Origin of the sequence: Stutzerimonas stutzeri, from assembly GCF_000219605.1 — a bacterium.
Taxonomy (GTDB): domain Bacteria; phylum Pseudomonadota; class Gammaproteobacteria; order Pseudomonadales; family Pseudomonadaceae; genus Stutzerimonas; species Stutzerimonas stutzeri.
Window position 1 is genome coordinate 4,241,295 of the sequence record NC_015740.1, and the last position, 15,196, is coordinate 4,256,490.

Below are 15,196 nucleotides of genomic sequence, written 5' to 3' on the forward strand. Positions count from 1 at the left end.
GCTATGACCTCTCCCCGCATCGCCTTCATCGGCGCCGGCAACATGGCCGCCAGCCTGATCGGCGGGCTGCGTGCCCAGGGCCTCGCCGCTGAAGCCATCCGCGCCAGCGACCCCGGTGCCGAACAGCGCGCGAAAATCAGCGCCGAACACGGCATCCAGACCTTCGCGCAGAATGCCGAAGCACTGGCTGACGCCGATGTGGTGGTGCTGTCGGTTAAGCCGCAGGTGATGCAGGCCGTCTGCCGCGACCTGGCCGCCCACCTCGAACATGGGCCGCTGATCGTGTCCATCGCCGCCGGCATCAGCTGCGACAGCCTGCAGCGCTGGCTCGGCCCGCGGCCGCAGGCGATCGTGCGCTGCATGCCCAACACACCGGCGCTGCTGCGCCAGGGCGTCAGCGGCTTGTTCGCCAACGCCAAGGTCAGTGCCGAGCAGAAGTCCCAGGCCGAACAGCTGCTGTCAGCCGTCGGCATGGCGCTGTGGCTCGACGAGGAGCACCTGATCGATGCGGTGACTGCCGTTTCCGGCAGTGGCCCGGCCTATTTCTTCCTGCTCATCGAGGCGATGACCGCTGCCGGCGAGCAGCTCGGCCTGCCTCGCGAAACCGCCGCCCAGCTGACCCTGCAGACCGCACTGGGAGCAGCCCGCATGGCCTGCGAGAGCGATGTCGAGGCGGCCGAACTGCGACGCCGCGTCACCTCGCCGAACGGAACCACCGAAGCGGCGATCAAAGCCTTCCAGGCTGGCGGCTTCGAGCAGCTGGTGCAGCAGGCATTGAACGCCGCTGCACAACGCTCGGCCGAACTGGCCGAACAACTGGGCCAATAGGGTCTGTTGACGTTTCGTTCGCGGCCGCGCCGGCGCCAGTTTTTGCGCGGGGCAAGGCATGAGGAGAGAAGTTTGGTCGCTCCAAATGAACGACGAATAACGCCGCACCGCGCAAAAACAGACCCGGCCCTTCGGGTTGCGCGGCAAATGGCGCCATGCGGCGTTGCGGGACTTGGCAAGGGAACACCATTACCTGCGCCCCGCGCCTTGCCTGGCGCCATTTGCCGCGGCAACGCGGCTCGCGACGAAACATCAACAGCCCCTAAGGAGCATTCATGTCCCAACTCTCGCAAGCCCTGATCCTCGTCATCCAGACCCTGGGCAGCCTTTACCTGTTGATCGTGCTGCTGCGCTTCATCCTCCAGCTGGTACGTGCCGACTTCTACAACCCGCTCAGCCAGTTCATCGTCAAAGCCACCCACCCGCTGCTGCGCCCGATGCGCCGCGTCATCCCGAGCATGGGCTCGCTGGACCTGTCCTCGCTGGTACTCGCGATCATCGTGCAGATGGTGCTGATGGCACTGATCCTGCTGATCGCCTACGGCACCACCGGCAATCCGCTGCTGCTCCTTGTCTGGGCGCTGGTCGGCATCACCGGCCTGTTCCTCAACATCTTCTTCTGGGCGCTGATCATCAGCGTGATCCTCTCCTGGGTCGCACCGGGCAGCCACAACCCGGGCGCTCAGCTGGTCAGCCAGATCTGCGAGCCGGTGCTGATGCCCTTCCGCCGCCTGCTGCCGAACCTCGGCGGGCTGGATATCTCGCCGATCTTCGCCTTCCTAGCGATCAAGCTGCTGGACATGCTGGTGGTGAGCAACCTGGCCACCATGACCCACATGCCGAACATCCTGCGCATGCTCATCTGAGACGCCGTTCATGCTTTGCAGTCAAAGCGGCGGGCCGACGCGAAAAGCGCCTCGGCTTGCCGCCTGGCAGCACGTAGACTGCATTTTCTCGGCTGTTTCCATCCTGCCTCGCGGCATGACCGCGGGGATGTGAACGAGGACATCGACTCGACCCGAGCCGGCGATGACCGTCCATGCCACCGGCAGGCCCGTTCGGTCGCGTCAGGCCTGGACTGAATTGACCGCGCATCGGCGGGTCCGATAATTCGCCGAATCACACCGGGAGCTGGATGAGCATGGAACGACTCGATCGACACGTGGACGCCTACGTCACCTGGAAGCGCGATCTGATTCGTGAGATCACCCGCTATCGCAGCTGGCTGGCGCACAACCGATTGAGCAGCGAGGCCGTCGACGCGCGCTTGGAGCGTGCGCTACGGGTGCTGCGCACCGATCACATCACCCTGGCGTTCGTCGGCGAATACTCCCGCGGCAAGACCGAGCTGATCAACAGCCTGTTCTTCTCCAGCTATGGCCAGCGCATCCTGCCGTCCCGCGCCGGTCGCACCACCATGTGCCCCACCGAGCTGCTCTTCGACCCGCGTTCGGAACGATCCTATATTCGCCTGCTGCCCATCGAGTCGCGCCTGGAAGACACCAGCATCGCCCAGCTCAAGCGTACCTCGCGACTGTGGCTGAACCTGCCGCTGGACCCACGTGACCCGCAGAGCATGGCCGAGGCCTTCGCCCAGGTGGCGCAAACCAAGACCGTGCCGGTGGAACAGGCGATCGCCCTCGGCTTCGATCCCGCCACGCTGGAGAGCGTGGGCGGCGGCGACGATGTACTGGTGCCCGCCTGGCGTCACGCCATGGTCAACTTCGACCATCCGCTGCTGCGTCAGGGTCTGCGCATCCTCGACACGCCCGGTCTGAACGCGCTGGGCAGCGAACCCGAACTGACCCTGTCGATGCTGCCCAACGCCCAGGCCATCGTCTTCCTGCTGTCCGCCGACACCGGCGTCACCGCCAGCGACATGCAGATCTGGCAGCAACACATCCGCCAGCTCGACGAAGACACCCAGAACAGCCTGTTCGCCGTGCTGAACAAGATCGACGTGCTCTGGGACGATGTCGCCGGCGAGGCATTCGTGCACAACGCCATCGAGCAGATCCGCGAGACCACCGCGCAACAGCTGGGCATCGATGCGGCCGACGTCCTGCCGCTTTCGGCCAAACAGGCGCTGATGGCGAAGATCCGGGGCGACCAGGCGCTGCTCGAACGCAGTCAGCTGGCCGAACTGGAGCAGCTGCTCAGCCAGCGCATCCTGGCGCAGAAGGAGCGCCTGCTCGAAGATCAGGTGGTGCTCCAGGTAATGGCGCTGATCCAGAACAGCCAGCACGCCCTGCGGTTGCGCCTGGAAAAGGTCATCGAGCAACGCGACCTGCTCGCCAGTCACCAGCAGGGCAGCGGCCAGATGCTGCTTGAGCTCACCGCGCGCACGCGCCACGAGCACAACCGCCACCACAAGCGTCTGCTCGACCTGAAGACCAACCAGCGCCTGCTGCAGCGCCAAGGCGAGCTGCTGCGCGCGGCGATCCGCGCGGAGCGGCTGGAAGAGCACCTGACCCGCCTGCGCCGCAGCCTGACCGGCAGCCTGACCACGCTGGGGATCAACCTGGCGATCCTGCATTTCTTCCGCTCGGTTGAGCAGGACCTGGGCATCCTCGAACAGGAAGCCGAACGGGCCAACAAGATGGTGTCGGCGATCTATCGCCGGCATAGCGAAGAGAACCCGCTGCACGGCATCGACCCGCCACTGTTCCAGCTGCAGCCCTACCAGCGCGAACTGCGTGCCCTGCAGGGCAAGGCCGACCAGTTCCGCCTGCAGCTCAAGACGCTGCTGACCGAGCAGCGCACGCTGACCCGGCGCTTCTTCGCCACCCTGGTGCAGGAGGTCATCGGCCTGCATCAGCGCCTGCGCCAGGAAGCCGAGCGTTGGTCCGGCGACGCCCTGACGCCGCTGCTGCAGTTTTCGCTGGAGCACAAGCAACAGCTGGAAACCCACATGCTGCGCCTGAAGAGCCTGGCCAAGGAAAGCCAGCAGAACAGCCAGCGCGGTCAGCTGCTGACCCGCTACAGCGGCGAACTGGAACAGCAACTGACGCAGGCCGCGGAAATGCTGCGCGCGCTGCGCCGACCTGCACCGCTTCGCCGCCAGAGCAAGGTGGTCAGCCTGAGCAGCGTCCAGATCAGCTAGCTTCGCTGCCATTTGCCGCCATCGTGGATGGCGAAATGGCAACGCGCCCGCTCGCCGCTGTATTTCAGGATGAATTGCAGCGCGCTTACCTTTAGACTTTGCCGCCTTCTCCAAGCAAGAGCCAGGGTCGATGCCCACTGCAATTCCCGCCGATTCCGTTGGCCTGGTGAGTCCGCAGGTCGCGCATTTTGCCGAACCACTGACACTCGCCTGCGGCCGCACGCTGGCCGATTACCAGCTGATCTACGAAACCTACGGCGAACTCAACGCCGCGCGCAGCAATGCCGTGCTGATCTGCCATGCCCTGTCCGGCCATCACCACGCTGCCGGCTACCACAGCGAGGACGATCGCAAGCCCGGCTGGTGGGATTCCTGCATCGGCCCTGGCAAGGCCATCGATACCGATCGTTTCTTTGTCGTCAGCCTGAACAACCTCGGCGGCTGCAATGGCTCCACCGGCCCCAGCAGCACCAACCCGGCCACCGGCAAACCCTACGGCGCGGACTTCCCGGTCGTCACCGTGGAGGACTGGGTGCACAGCCAGGCACGCCTGGCCGATCGGCTCGGCATCAACCAGTGGGCCGCAGTGGTCGGCGGCAGCCTGGGCGGCATGCAGGCCCTGCAGTGGACCATCAGCTATCCCGAGCGGGTGCGTCACTGCCTGGCGATTGCCTCGGCGCCCAAGCTGTCGGCGCAGAACATCGCCTTCAACGAAGTGGCACGCCAGGCGATCCTCTCCGATCCCGAGTTCCACGGCGGGCATTTCCAGGAAATGGGGGTCATCCCCAAGCGCGGCCTGATGCTGGCACGCATGGTCGGCCACATCACCTACCTGTCCGATGATGCCATGGGCACCAAGTTCGGCCGCGGGTTGAAGAGCGAAAAGCTCAACTACGACTTCAACAGCGTCGAGTTCCAGGTCGAGAGCTACCTGCGCTACCAGGGCGAGGAATTCTCCGGGCGCTTCGACGCCAACACCTATCTGCTGATGACCAAGGCGCTGGATTACTTCGACCCGGCCGCGGCCAACGATGACGACCTGGCCCGGACCTTCGAGGTCGCTCAGGCGGACTTCTGTGTGATGTCCTTCACCACCGACTGGCGCTTCTCACCGGAACGCTCGCGGGAAATCGTCGACGCCCTGCTCGCGGCACGCAAGAACGTCTGCTACCTGGAGATCGACGCGCCGCAGGGTCACGACGCCTTCCTGATTCCCAACCCCCGCTACCTGCAAGCCTTCCGCGGTTACATGAACCGCATAGCCGTATAAGGAACGAAGATGCGCGCCGATCTGGACATCATCCAAGACTGGATCCCGGCCGGCAGCCGAGTCCTCGACCTCGGCTGCGGCAACGGCGAGCTGCTCGCCTGGCTGCGCGACCACAAGCAGGTCAGCGGCTACGGCCTGGAGATCGACCCGGACAACATCGCCGCCTGCATCGACAAGGGCGTCAACGTCATCGAACAGAACCTCGACCTCGGCCTTGGCAACTTCGCCAGCGACAGCTTCGACATGGTGGTGATGACCCAGGCGCTGCAGGCGGTGCACTACCCCGACAAGCTGCTCAAGGAAATGCTCCGAGTCGGCCGCGAGTGCATCATCACCTTCCCCAACTTCGGCCACTGGCGCTGCCGCTGGTACCTGGCGAGCAAGGGCCGCATGCCGGTATCGGAGTTCCTCCCCTACACTTGGTACAACACGCCGAACATCCACTTCTGTACCTTCGAGGATTTCGAGCGACTGTGCCAGGAAAGCGGTGCCAGGGTGCGCGAGCGTCTGGCCGTGGACCGCGACCACAAGCACGGCTGGGCGAGCCGTCTCTGGCCCAATCTGCTGGGCGAAATCGGCATCTATCGTGTCACCGGGCCGTCCCGCTGACCCACCAACGCAGGAGGTAGACCCATGAAACGCATGCTGATCGGCCTGCTGGCCGCACTGCTCACCTTGCCGGCACTGGCCGAGCGCAAGCACAGCGTCGGCGAGTACGACATCCATTACATCGCCTTCAATTCCGGCTTCCTGCAGCCGGACATCGCCGCAGCCGCCGGCCTGGTGCGCAGCAAGACCCAGGGCGTGGTCAACGTGTCGGTGGTCAAGGATGGCAAGCCGGTCGCCGCCCAGGTCAGCGGCCAGGTGAAAAACCTGCTCGGCCAGGATCGCCAGCTTACCTTCAAGCAGCTCAAGGAAGGCGACGAGGCGATCTACTACCTGGCGCAGTTCCCCTTCGACTCCCAGGAAACCCTGCGCTTCCGCCTCACCGTGCAGCCGACCGGCGCGCAGCCGTTCAGTTTCGAGTTCAACCAGGAATTCTTCCCCGACCGATGATGCCTTTTTCCGAACTGGTGCTGGCCAGTCACAACGCCGGCAAACTCAAGGAACTCCAGGCCATGCTCGGCGACGCCGTGCGCGTCCGCTCGGTGGCCGAGTTCAGCACCGTGGAGCCGGAAGAAACCGGCCTGTCCTTCATCGAGAACGCCATTCTCAAGGCGCGCAATGCGGCACGGATCTCCGGCCTGCCGGCCCTGGCCGATGACTCGGGCCTGGCGGTCGACGCCCTGGGCGGCGCACCCGGCATCTACTCGGCGCGCTACGCCGATGGCCAGGGCGACGCAGCCAACAATGCCAAGCTGCTGCAGGTGCTGCGCGACGTGCCGGACGCCGAGCGCGGCGCGCAGTTCGTCTGTGCGCTGGCCTTGGTGCGGCACGCCGACGATCCGCTGCCGATCATCTGCGAAGGCCTCTGGCATGGGCGCATCCTGCATGCGCCGCGCGGCGAGCACGGCTTCGGCTACGACCCGCTGTTCTGGGTACCGGAGTGCGACTGCTCCAGCGCCGAACTGCCCGCCGCGCAGAAGAACCAGCTCAGCCACCGCGCACGCGCCATGGCCCTGCTCAAGCAGCGGCTGGGGCTATGATCGCCGCAAGCCCCGCGCCGGCAACCGGCCAGGGCCGCTTCGAACTGCCGCCTCTGGCGGCGTACGTCCATATCCCCTGGTGCGTGCGCAAGTGCCCGTACTGTGACTTCAACTCCCACACGGCCGGCCCTGAGCTGCCGGAAGAGGCCTATGTGGCCGCGCTGCTGGCGGATCTGCGGGCCGACCTCGAGCACGTCCAGGGCCGCCGGCTGAGCTCGATCTTCTTCGGTGGCGGCACGCCAAGCCTGTTCTCCGCCCGGGCACTGGCCGCCATCGTCGAGGGCCTGGAGCATCTGGTCGGGTTCGCCGACGGCATCGAGATCACTCTGGAAGCCAACCCCGGGACCTTCGAGCAGGCCAAGTTCCGCGATTACCGCCAGCTCGGCATCAATCGATTGTCCATCGGCGTGCAGAGTTTCCAGGCCGCCAAGCTCAAGGCACTCGGGCGCATCCACGACGGCGACGAAGCCATCCGCGCAGCGGACATGGCCCGTGCCGCAGGCTTCGAAAACTTCAACCTCGACCTCATGCATGGCCTGCCGGACCAGAGCCTGGAGGATGCGCTGAGCGACCTGCGCACCGCCATCGCCCAGCAGCCGACACACCTGTCCTGGTACCAGCTGACCCTGGAACCGAACACCCTGTTCTGGAGCCAGCCACCGCAGCTGCCGGAAGACGACATCCTCTGGGACATCCAGGAAGCCGGCCAGGCACTGCTCGGCGAGCACGGCTATCGCCAGTACGAGACCTCTGCCTATGCCCAGCCGGGCCGACAGGCGAGGCACAACCTGAACTACTGGACCTTCGGCGACTTCCTCGGCATCGGTGCCGGTGCCCATGCCAAGCTCAGCCATGCCGACGGCCGCATCCTGCGCAGCTGGAAGACCCGCCTGCCGAAGGACTACCTCGATCCGGCCAAGGCCTTCCGCGCAGGCGAGAAGCAGCTGACCGCGGACGAGCTGCCCTTCGAATTCCTGATGAATGTGCTGCGCCTCACCGACGGCGTGCCGGCCGTGCTGTTCACTCAACGCACAGGGCTGGCGCTGGATGCGATCGCCAAGCCACGGCGCGACGCCGAGGCTCGGGGTCTGCTGTCCAACGATCCCGCCCGGCTGGTGGCGACGCCCACGGGCCAGCTGTTTCTCAACGACCTGCTACAGAGCTTCCTGCCTTAAGGACCCTGCATGGATTTGCTACTCGACCTGATCGTCACGCTGTCGCGCTGGAGCCGCAGTCACCTGTCCGATATCTCCCTGGCGCTGATGGCAACGCTCTTCGTACTGTTCGGCCCGGCGTTGAACGCCTGGGTCAAGAACACGGTGAGCAGCCTCAACTTCTTCCTGCGTACGCTGATCTTCGTGCTCGTCTGCGCGGTGGGCTACGGCCTGGCCATCGTCTTTCTCACACCTTGGATGACCCAGGGCCTGGCGCACCTGAACAACTACAGCCTGGCGCCGGTGCTGCTGCTGATCTTCTTCCTCATCGGCGTGATCGCCGACCGCAACTGACAAAGCCGGCGGCCATACTCAATCACGGAGCTGTCACTCGATAAAAAAGAAGGGCGCCAGCGGCGCCCTTGATTGGTCCCGGTGATTTCAGTTGCCGCGACGCAGCGCCTGCGGCGAGAAATCGCGTGGGCCGAGCTTCACATTGAAATCGTACATCGGCTCGTTGTTGTCCAGGCCGTCGACGAAGTAGTTGCCATCCTTGAGGTGGTAGAGCGTCTCCAGCGTGCTGTTGAACATCGGCACGTCGTAATAGCTGATCGGATGGCTTTCCTGCAGGCCGATCAGCTGCCCCTTCTCGTCATACAGATCGACTGCCAGGATCGCCCAGCTGTCCTCGTCGATATAGAAGCGGCGCTTGTCGTAGAGATGGCTGAAGCCCTTGCGCAGCGTGGCTTCGACCACCCAGACGCGGTGCAGCTCGTAGCGCAGCAGGTCGGGGTTGAGGGTGCGCGGCTGGACGATGGTGTCGTAGGAAATGCCCTTCTGGTGCACGGCGTAGCTGTTGTAGGGCATGAGCATTTCGCGCTTGCCGAGCAGTTCCCAGTCGTAGCGATCCGGGGCGCCGTTGAACGAGTCCACCACATCGGCCGTGGCCAGGCCACTGGTGTCAGGCTGCAGGGAGTCGTAGGCCAGCGAAGGCAGGCGGCGCACGCGGCGATCGTCCGGGCTGTAGCGCCACGCCTTGCGGGTGGTCAGTACCTGGTCGATCGGGTCCTGCACGACCAGCGCGGTGCCGGAGAGCTTGGCTGGCGCGGTGACGCGGTACTTGTAGTACAGCACGGTGTTGTCCAGATCGGCGTAGGTCATCCCCTCGCGGTTGTAGACGTAGTACACGTGCCGGTCGCGCTTGATGTAGTTGGCCCGGCCACCGATCACCACCGCCTGGTTGTTGATCATGTGGCTCTGGTCACCCTTGTAATGCAGGATGTGGTTCCAGATGACCTCGATGCCGCTCTGCGGGATCGGGAAGGGAATCCCGGCCGCCGCACCCTGGATGCCATTGCCGTTGGCGATCAGCTCCGTGCTGACGGCGTTGAAACGAGTGGCATCGTAGATCCGCTGCGGTACCGCAGCGCTGCGGCGGGTCGGGAAAACGCGCAGATGGTAGTCCGGATAGCGCTCCAGCAACGCCTTCATGCCTTCGGGAAGCTGGTTTTCATATTCCTTCAGATTGTTGCGATCGACCCGGTACAGCAGCGAATCTCCGGCGAACGGGTCGGGATGATGCATGCCCGGCTCGTAGCCGGCCGGTGCCTGGACGCCACCGGTCCAGGCCGGAATGGTGCCGGCGGCATTGCCCGCCCGCTCCGCGCCCAGCGGCGTCAGGTCCTGTCCCAACCGCGCGGCCTGGGTGCTGTCCACCTTGGCCTGTGCCTGCACAGCGGCACAGGCCGCCAACAACAGAATTCCAATCTTTCCGTACATCGTCTACTCCCCCAATTATGCGCGACGCAGGGCATGGCCATGCCCGGCTGACGGCATTGCATTTGTTGTCTGGTATGGGCAGGCATGCCGTCCTGGCAGGCACTCTTCCCTGGCCGCTGTTGCGGCTCTTCGATTGGATCCGGCGAGCGATCGCGTAGGCTGGCAGGCAGGCCAGGCGGCGGCGCGGCGTCTCGGGTGTCGCTTGTCTGGCCTCGCTCAGTCGATGCGCTGGAACTTCAGGTCCCAGACACCATGGCCGAGCCGCTCGCCGCGGCGTTCGAACTTGGTCACCGGGCGCTCCGTCGGGCGTGGCACGCAGCGTCCGTCTTGCGCCAGGTTGCGGTAGCCCGGGGCGACATTCATCACCTCGAGCATGTGTTCGGCATAGGGTTCCCAGTCGGTGGCCATGTGCAGCACGCCGCCGACCTTCAGCTTGCGCCGCACCAGCTCGGCGAAGGCCGGCTGCACGATGCGGCGCTTGTGGTGACGGCTCTTGTGCCAGGGGTCCGGGAAGAACAGCAGCACGCGGTCCAGGCTGGCGTCGGCCACGCAGTCACGCAGCACCTCCAGGGCGTCGCAACTGTAGACCCGGACGTTAGTCAGTTTCTGTGACACAAGTCCGCTCAGCAACGCGCCGACGCCCGGTTTATGCACTTCCACGCCGATGAAATCCTGCTCCGGCGCCGCGGCGGCCATTTCCAGCGTCGAGTGGCCCATGCCGAAGCCGATCTCGAAGGTCCGCGGCGCGCTGCGGCCGAACACCTCATCGAAATCGCGCAGGCCATCGGCAAGCTCCAGGCCATACTTCGGCCAGCCCTGCTCCAGGCCGCGCTGCTGGCCTTCGGTCATGCGCCCGGCGCGCATCACGAAACTCTTGATGGTGCGGCGGTGCTCGGTTTGCTGCTCTTCGGCCGCGGGGTTCTGCTCAGTCATGGTCTGCCTGCAAGGTATAAAAAAGCCGGCCCCGACGAAGCGTCGAGGCCGGCCACGAAAGGTGTCAGCGAATCAGCCCTTCCAGCGGCGAGGAGGCACTGGCATAGAGCTTCTTCGGCATGCGACCGGCCAGGTAGGCCAGGCGCCCGGCCTCGATGGCGTATTTCATCGCCTCGGCCATCAGCACCGGATTCTGCGCATGGGCGATGGCGCTGTTCATCAGCACCGCCTCGCAGCCGAGCTCCATGGCGATGGTGGCGTCGGAAGCGGTGCCGACACCGGCGTCGACCAGCACGGGAACGGTCGCCTCCTCGAGGATGATGCGCAGGTTGTATGGGTTGCAGATGCCCAGACCGGTGCCGATCAGGCCGGCCAGCGGCATCACCGCGATGCAGCCCATCTCGGCCAGCTGGCGCGCAATGATCGGGTCGTCGCTGGTGTAGACCATCACGTCGAAGCCGTCCTTGACCAGCACGTCGGCGGCCTTGAGGGTCTCGATCACGTTCGGGAACAGGGTCTTCTGGTCGGCCAGCACTTCCAGCTTGACCAGCTTGTGGCCGTCGAGCAGCTCCCTGGCCAGGCGGCAGGTGCGTACCGCATCCTCGGCGGTGAAGCAGCCGGCGGTGTTCGGCAGGATGGTGTAACGCTCCGGGCTGATCACGTCGAGCAGGTTCGGCTCACCCGGGTTCTGGCCGATGTTGGTGCGGCGTACCGCAACGGTGACGATCTCGGCACCCGAGGCCTCGATGGCCGCGCGCGTCTCTTCGAGGTCCTTGTACTTGCCGGTGCCGACCAGCAGGCGCGATTGATAGGTGCGACCGGCCAGGGTGAAAGGCTTGTCGTTCGGAACTGGGCGCATGGGAAATCCTCGTTCGGACGTGTTGCTGCGGGCTGTGGGCGCCGCAGAGGCGGCGTCATTCGGATGAGCGGGTGCGGTTAACCGCCGCCGATGGCGTGCACCACTTCGACCTGGTCACCTTCGTTGAGCGCGGTGCTGGCGTGCGCGCTGCGCGGCACGATATCGCGATTGAGCTCGACGGCCAGGCGGCGACCGGTCAGTTCCAGGCGCGCCAGCAGGTCGGCCACCGTCTGGCCGGCTGGCAGCTCGTAGGGTTCGCCGTTCAGTTGAATCTGCATGCTGTTCGCTGCCATTGCGAAAGGGGACGGCATTCTAGCCCGAACCACCCGGTGCACCAAGGCGCACCCCGCGGCCGTTCGTCCCGCTCAGCCGCGGATGCGCCAGCCCGCCAGCGCCAGACACAGCCAGCCCGCGAGAAAGGCGGTGCCGCCTATGGGCGTAATCATGCCGAGCTTGCCGACCCCGGTCAGCGTAAGCAGATAGAGGCTGCCGGAGAACAGCAGGATGCCGACCACAAAAAGGCCGCCCGCCGCGCTCAGCAGGCGGCCGGGGCGTTGCAGCGCGAGCAGCGCGACGCCGAGCAGCGCCAGGGCATGGATCAGCTGATACTGCACGCCGGTCTGGAATACCGCGAGATGGGCGGCGCTCAGTTGGCTGCGCAAGCCGTGGGAGGCGAAGGCGCCGAGGGCGACGCCGGTCAAACCGAACAGGGCGGCAAGCACGAGATAGCTACGAATCATTGCTTTTCCGGTCGATGGCCTGAGCGGCCGCTATAATGCCCGCTCTTTTCGCCCACGACCACGTGCCATGTTGCGAAACCTGCTGCTGCGCCTGTCCAAACTGCTGCTCTGGCTGATCGCCCTTTCGGTGCTGCTGGTCCTGCTGCTGCGCTGGGTGCCGCCGCCCTTCACCGCGTTGATGATCGAGCGCAAGATCGAATCCTGGCGCACCGGCGAGGCGATCGACCTGACCCGCGAGTGGCGGCCATGGCGCGAGCTGCCCGACGACCTGAAAATGGCCGTGATTGCCGCCGAGGACCAGAAATTCGCCGACCACTGGGGCTTCGACGTCGCTGCAATCCGCGCTGCCCTCAGCCACAATGAGCGAGGCGGATCACTGCGCGGCGCCAGCACGCTGAGCCAGCAGGTGGCCAAGAACCTGTTTCTCTGGTCCGGGCGCAGCTGGCCGCGCAAGGGACTGGAGGCCTGGTTCACCGCGCTGATCGAATTGCTGTGGCCCAAGCAACGCATTCTCGAGGTCTACCTCAACAGCGTCGAATGGGGCGACGGCATCTTCGGTGCGCAGGCGGCGGCGCAGCATCACTTCGGTACCGGCGCGCCCTATCTGTCGGCCCACCAGGCCAGCCTGCTGGCCGCGGTGCTGCCCAACCCGCGACAATGGAACGCTGGTAAACCGAGCCGCTATGTGAACAATCGCGCGGCCTGGATTCGACAGCAGATGCGCCAGCTCGGTGGCAGCCATTACTTGCAGCGAATCAAACCGAACCACCCGGAATGGTGGCCGAGCTGGCTGTGAGCCGGCATGCAGCACGACCGGCGCAGCAGGACGCAGCACTACCGGTGCCTGATGACCTAGCGCCCGCTCGCCATGGTGCGATGGGGTTTGACTGTGCAGTATTCGATCGGACCCAAGAGCAACGATGAACACCTCTCTCGTCCGGCTGAGCCTGGGCTACTTCTGCCTGGCGATGCTGTGGATCCTTCTCGGCGACACCCTGCTCGGCCAACTGGTGAGCGGTGACGGCCAGGCCTGGCAGATGGGCAAGGGCGCCCTGTTCGTGACGCTCACCAGCGCCCTGCTGTTCGTGCTCGGTCGCCGGCACGTCCGTCGCTTCGATGAGCAGCAGCGCGCCCAGCATCTGCAGGAAACCAGCCTGAAGCAGGCCGCCGCGGTTTTCGACAGCACCCAGGAAGGCGTGCTGGTCACCGACCCGCAACAGCACATCGTGCACGTCAACCCGGCGTTCTCGCGGATCACCGGTTACAGCACCGAGGAAGTGCTTGGCCAGACACCGAAGCTCTTCGCCTCCGGCAAGCATGACGCCGCCTTCTACCGGCAGATGTGGCAGGCGCTGCAGGAAGATGGCGTCTGGAGCGGAGAGATCTGGAACCGGCGCAAGAATGGCGAGGTGTACCCGCAATGGCAGAATCTGCGCTGCATCTACGACAACGAGGGGCAGCTCAGCCACTACGTGGCGGTTTTCTCCGATCTGTCGGCCCTCAAGCGCTCGCGCGAGGAGCTCGACCAGCTCGCGCATTTCGATCCGCTGGTCAACCTGCCGAACCGTCTGCTGTTCACCGAGCGCGCCAAGCAGGACCTTGAACGCGCCCGGGCGAACAAGCGCAGCGGCGCGCTGCTGCTGATCGACCTCGACCACTTCAAGGACATCAACGAAAGCCTCGGTCACAACCTCGGCGACACCCTGCTGCAGGCCGTCAGCGCGCGCCTGAGCGAGCAGCTGGAGAGCGGCATGACCCTCGGCCGCCTGGGCGGCGACGAGTTCGCCCTGCTCTGCGAGGACTACGGCGCGGAAAAGGCAACCGCCCTGGCGCTACGCATCCTCGATCGCCTGAACGAACCTTTCCGGCTCGGCGAGCGGGAGCTGTTCAGCAGCGCCAGCATCGGCATCGTGCTCTATCCCTACCCCACCGACGTGCAGAACGTCGAACAGCTGATGCGCAATGCCGATTCGGCGCTGTTCAAGGCCAAGAGCAGCGGCCGCTCCACCTACGCTTTCTACTCTCAGGAGCTGACCAGCCAGGCGCGCCAGCGCGTGGAGCTGGTCACCGCATTGCGCCAGGCATTGGAGCAGGGGCAGCTGCGCCTGCACTACCAGCCGATCTACGACCTGCGCCAGGGCAGCATCAGCGGGTTCGAGGCGCTGGTGCGCTGGCAGCACCCGGAGAAGGGCCTGATCTCGCCCGCCGTGTTCATCCCCATCGCCGAGGAGACCGGGCTGATCAGCGCCATCGATCACTGGGTTCTCCAGCAGGCCTGCCACCAGGCCCGGGAATGGCTCGGCCAGGGTCGCCCACTCGGCTTCATCGCGGTGAACATTTCCAGCCGGCTGTTCGGCAACGGCGACCTCGACCTGCAGATTGCCACTGTCCTGGCCAGCAGCGGGCTGGCAGCACGCCATCTGGAGCTGGAAATCACCGAAAGCGCCGTCATGCAGGACCCGGACGGTGCACTGGAACTGCTGCAACGGCTGCGCGCCCTCGGCGTTCAGCTGGCGATCGACGACTTCGGCACCGGTTATTCCTCGCTACAGCGTCTCAAGCGCATGAACGTGCACAAGCTCAAGATCGACCAGGGCTTCGTCCGCGGCTTGCCGGCGGACCGCGAAGACGCCGCCATCACCCGCTCAGTGATCGGCCTGGCACATAACCTCGGCCTGAAAGTGGTTGCCGAGGGGATCGAGATTGCGGACCAGGCGGCGTTCCTTCTGGAGCAGAACTGCGACTATGGCCAGGGCTACGGTTTCGCCCGACCGAGACCGGCCGACGAGATCGACTGGCAGCCCACCGCGCTCGACTACGGACAGCGCTGCCGCTCGTCGAGACCCTGACGAAGCGCTTATATCAATAGGCCATCACCGGGGGT

General features: G+C 65.3%; 16 protein-coding genes. 11 read left to right on the forward strand and 5 right to left on the reverse strand.

Annotation, left to right across the window (positions count from 1 at the left end):
* Positions 1-3: 3 nt before the first annotated feature.
* The 9 genes from proC (at position 4) to PSTAB_RS19540 (ending at position 8,355) form a co-directional block, all read left to right on the forward strand.
* Entirely contained in the window at positions 4-828 is an 825-nt protein-coding gene (gene proC / locus PSTAB_RS19500; protein WP_013984325.1) for a pyrroline-5-carboxylate reductase, read from the forward strand.
* A gap of 275 nt (positions 829-1,103) precedes the next feature.
* Complete coding sequence (locus PSTAB_RS19505; protein WP_013984326.1) at positions 1,104-1,694, forward strand: YggT family protein; 591 nt, start codon at positions 1,104-1,106, stop codon at positions 1,692-1,694.
* 269 nt (positions 1,695-1,963) lie between these two features.
* Entirely contained in the window at positions 1,964-3,931 is a 1,968-nt protein-coding gene (locus tag PSTAB_RS19510; RefSeq protein WP_013984327.1) for a dynamin-like GTPase family protein, read from the forward strand.
* 130 nt (positions 3,932-4,061) lie between these two features.
* Positions 4,062-5,201: a homoserine O-succinyltransferase MetX gene (gene metX, locus PSTAB_RS19515; RefSeq protein WP_013984329.1), complete on the forward strand. Its 1,140-nt coding sequence runs from the start codon at positions 4,062-4,064 to the stop codon at positions 5,199-5,201.
* 9 nt (positions 5,202-5,210) lie between these two features.
* Positions 5,211-5,810, forward strand: a complete 600-nt coding sequence (gene metW, locus PSTAB_RS19520) for a methionine biosynthesis protein MetW (protein WP_011914976.1) — start codon at positions 5,211-5,213, stop codon at positions 5,808-5,810.
* Between the two features lie 24 nt (positions 5,811-5,834).
* The gene (locus tag PSTAB_RS19525; RefSeq protein ID WP_013984330.1) at positions 5,835-6,257 is read left to right on the forward strand and encodes a DUF4426 domain-containing protein; all 423 of its coding nucleotides are present in this window, start codon (positions 5,835-5,837) and stop codon (positions 6,255-6,257) included.
* A complete protein-coding gene (gene rdgB / locus PSTAB_RS19530; RefSeq protein ID WP_013984331.1) occupies positions 6,254-6,847 on the forward strand; it encodes an RdgB/HAM1 family non-canonical purine NTP pyrophosphatase in 594 nt (197 codons plus the stop codon). The genes PSTAB_RS19525 and rdgB overlap by 4 nt, the downstream gene beginning before the upstream one ends.
* Positions 6,844-8,022, forward strand: coding sequence for a radical SAM family heme chaperone HemW (gene hemW / locus PSTAB_RS19535; RefSeq protein WP_013984332.1), 1,179 nt, complete (start codon positions 6,844-6,846; stop codon positions 8,020-8,022). Before rdgB ends, hemW begins: the two co-directional genes overlap by 4 nt.
* Positions 8,023-8,031: 9 nt before the next feature.
* On the forward strand, positions 8,032-8,355 hold the full coding sequence (locus PSTAB_RS19540; protein ID WP_011914980.1) for a DUF3392 domain-containing protein: 324 nt from the start codon (positions 8,032-8,034) through the stop codon (positions 8,353-8,355).
* A gap of 87 nt (positions 8,356-8,442) precedes the next feature.
* On the opposite strand, the gene PSTAB_RS19545 is transcribed toward PSTAB_RS19540, so the two are convergent.
* The 5 genes from PSTAB_RS19545 to PSTAB_RS19565 all read right to left on the reverse strand — a co-directional run bounded on the left by PSTAB_RS19545 (position 8,443) and on the right by PSTAB_RS19565 (position 12,312).
* Complete coding sequence (locus tag PSTAB_RS19545) at positions 8,443-9,780, reverse strand: DUF1329 domain-containing protein (RefSeq protein ID WP_013984333.1); 1,338 nt, start codon at positions 9,778-9,780, stop codon at positions 8,443-8,445.
* A gap of 216 nt (positions 9,781-9,996) precedes the next feature.
* Positions 9,997-10,713 carry a tRNA (guanosine(46)-N7)-methyltransferase TrmB gene (gene trmB / locus PSTAB_RS19550; RefSeq protein WP_003282761.1) on the reverse strand — a complete coding sequence of 239 codons (717 nt, stop codon included), beginning with the start codon at positions 10,711-10,713 and terminating at the stop codon, positions 9,997-9,999.
* A 64-nt stretch (positions 10,714-10,777) separates the two neighbouring features.
* Positions 10,778-11,572, reverse strand: a complete 795-nt coding sequence (locus PSTAB_RS19555; RefSeq protein WP_013984334.1) for a thiazole synthase — start codon at positions 11,570-11,572, stop codon at positions 10,778-10,780.
* A gap of 77 nt (positions 11,573-11,649) precedes the next feature.
* Positions 11,650-11,850: a sulfur carrier protein ThiS gene (gene thiS, locus PSTAB_RS19560; protein ID WP_013984335.1), complete on the reverse strand. Its 201-nt coding sequence runs from the start codon at positions 11,848-11,850 to the stop codon at positions 11,650-11,652.
* Between the two features lie 87 nt (positions 11,851-11,937).
* Positions 11,938-12,312 carry a DUF423 domain-containing protein gene (locus PSTAB_RS19565; protein ID WP_013984336.1) on the reverse strand — a complete coding sequence of 125 codons (375 nt, stop codon included), beginning with the start codon at positions 12,310-12,312 and terminating at the stop codon, positions 11,938-11,940.
* Between the two features lie 67 nt (positions 12,313-12,379).
* On the opposite strand from PSTAB_RS19565, the gene mtgA reads away from it, so the two are divergent.
* A complete protein-coding gene (mtgA, locus tag PSTAB_RS19570) occupies positions 12,380-13,108 on the forward strand; it encodes a monofunctional biosynthetic peptidoglycan transglycosylase (protein ID WP_013984337.1) in 729 nt (242 codons plus the stop codon).
* Positions 13,109-13,232: 124 nt separating this feature from the next.
* Positions 13,233-15,161: a phosphodiesterase DibA gene (gene dibA, locus PSTAB_RS19575; protein ID WP_013984338.1), complete on the forward strand. Its 1,929-nt coding sequence runs from the start codon at positions 13,233-13,235 to the stop codon at positions 15,159-15,161.
* The last annotated feature ends 35 nt before the right edge of the window (positions 15,162-15,196 follow it).

What these genes read in the sequence shown, in the direction of transcription:
- PSTAB_RS19565 (WP_013984336.1), bottom strand. Translation starts at nt 12,312, where the DNA reads ATGATTCGTAGCTATCTCGTGCTTGCCGCCCTGTTCGGTTTGACCGGC.
- mtgA (WP_013984337.1), top strand. Translation starts at nt 12,380, where the DNA reads ATGTTGCGAAACCTGCTGCTGCGCCTGTCCAAACTGCTGCTCTGGCTG.
- metX (WP_013984329.1), top strand. Translation starts at nt 4,062, where the DNA reads ATGCCCACTGCAATTCCCGCCGATTCCGTTGGCCTGGTGAGTCCGCAG.
- rdgB (WP_013984331.1), top strand. Translation starts at nt 6,254, where the DNA reads ATGATGCCTTTTTCCGAACTGGTGCTGGCCAGTCACAACGCCGGCAAA.
- PSTAB_RS19525 (WP_013984330.1), top strand. Translation starts at nt 5,835, where the DNA reads ATGAAACGCATGCTGATCGGCCTGCTGGCCGCACTGCTCACCTTGCCG.
- metW (WP_011914976.1), top strand. Translation starts at nt 5,211, where the DNA reads ATGCGCGCCGATCTGGACATCATCCAAGACTGGATCCCGGCCGGCAGC.
- PSTAB_RS19545 (WP_013984333.1), bottom strand. Translation starts at nt 9,780, where the DNA reads ATGTACGGAAAGATTGGAATTCTGTTGTTGGCGGCCTGTGCCGCTGTG.
- hemW (WP_013984332.1), top strand. Translation starts at nt 6,844, where the DNA reads ATGATCGCCGCAAGCCCCGCGCCGGCAACCGGCCAGGGCCGCTTCGAA.
- thiS (WP_013984335.1), bottom strand. Translation starts at nt 11,850, where the DNA reads ATGCAGATTCAACTGAACGGCGAACCCTACGAGCTGCCAGCCGGCCAG.
- proC (WP_013984325.1), top strand. Translation starts at nt 4, where the DNA reads ATGACCTCTCCCCGCATCGCCTTCATCGGCGCCGGCAACATGGCCGCC.
- dibA (WP_013984338.1), top strand. Translation starts at nt 13,233, where the DNA reads ATGAACACCTCTCTCGTCCGGCTGAGCCTGGGCTACTTCTGCCTGGCG.
- trmB (WP_003282761.1), bottom strand. Translation starts at nt 10,713, where the DNA reads ATGACTGAGCAGAACCCCGCGGCCGAAGAGCAGCAAACCGAGCACCGC.
- PSTAB_RS19505 (WP_013984326.1), top strand. Translation starts at nt 1,104, where the DNA reads ATGTCCCAACTCTCGCAAGCCCTGATCCTCGTCATCCAGACCCTGGGC.
- PSTAB_RS19540 (WP_011914980.1), top strand. Translation starts at nt 8,032, where the DNA reads ATGGATTTGCTACTCGACCTGATCGTCACGCTGTCGCGCTGGAGCCGC.
- PSTAB_RS19510 (WP_013984327.1), top strand. Translation starts at nt 1,964, where the DNA reads ATGAGCATGGAACGACTCGATCGACACGTGGACGCCTACGTCACCTGG.
- PSTAB_RS19555 (WP_013984334.1), bottom strand. Translation starts at nt 11,572, where the DNA reads ATGCGCCCAGTTCCGAACGACAAGCCTTTCACCCTGGCCGGTCGCACC.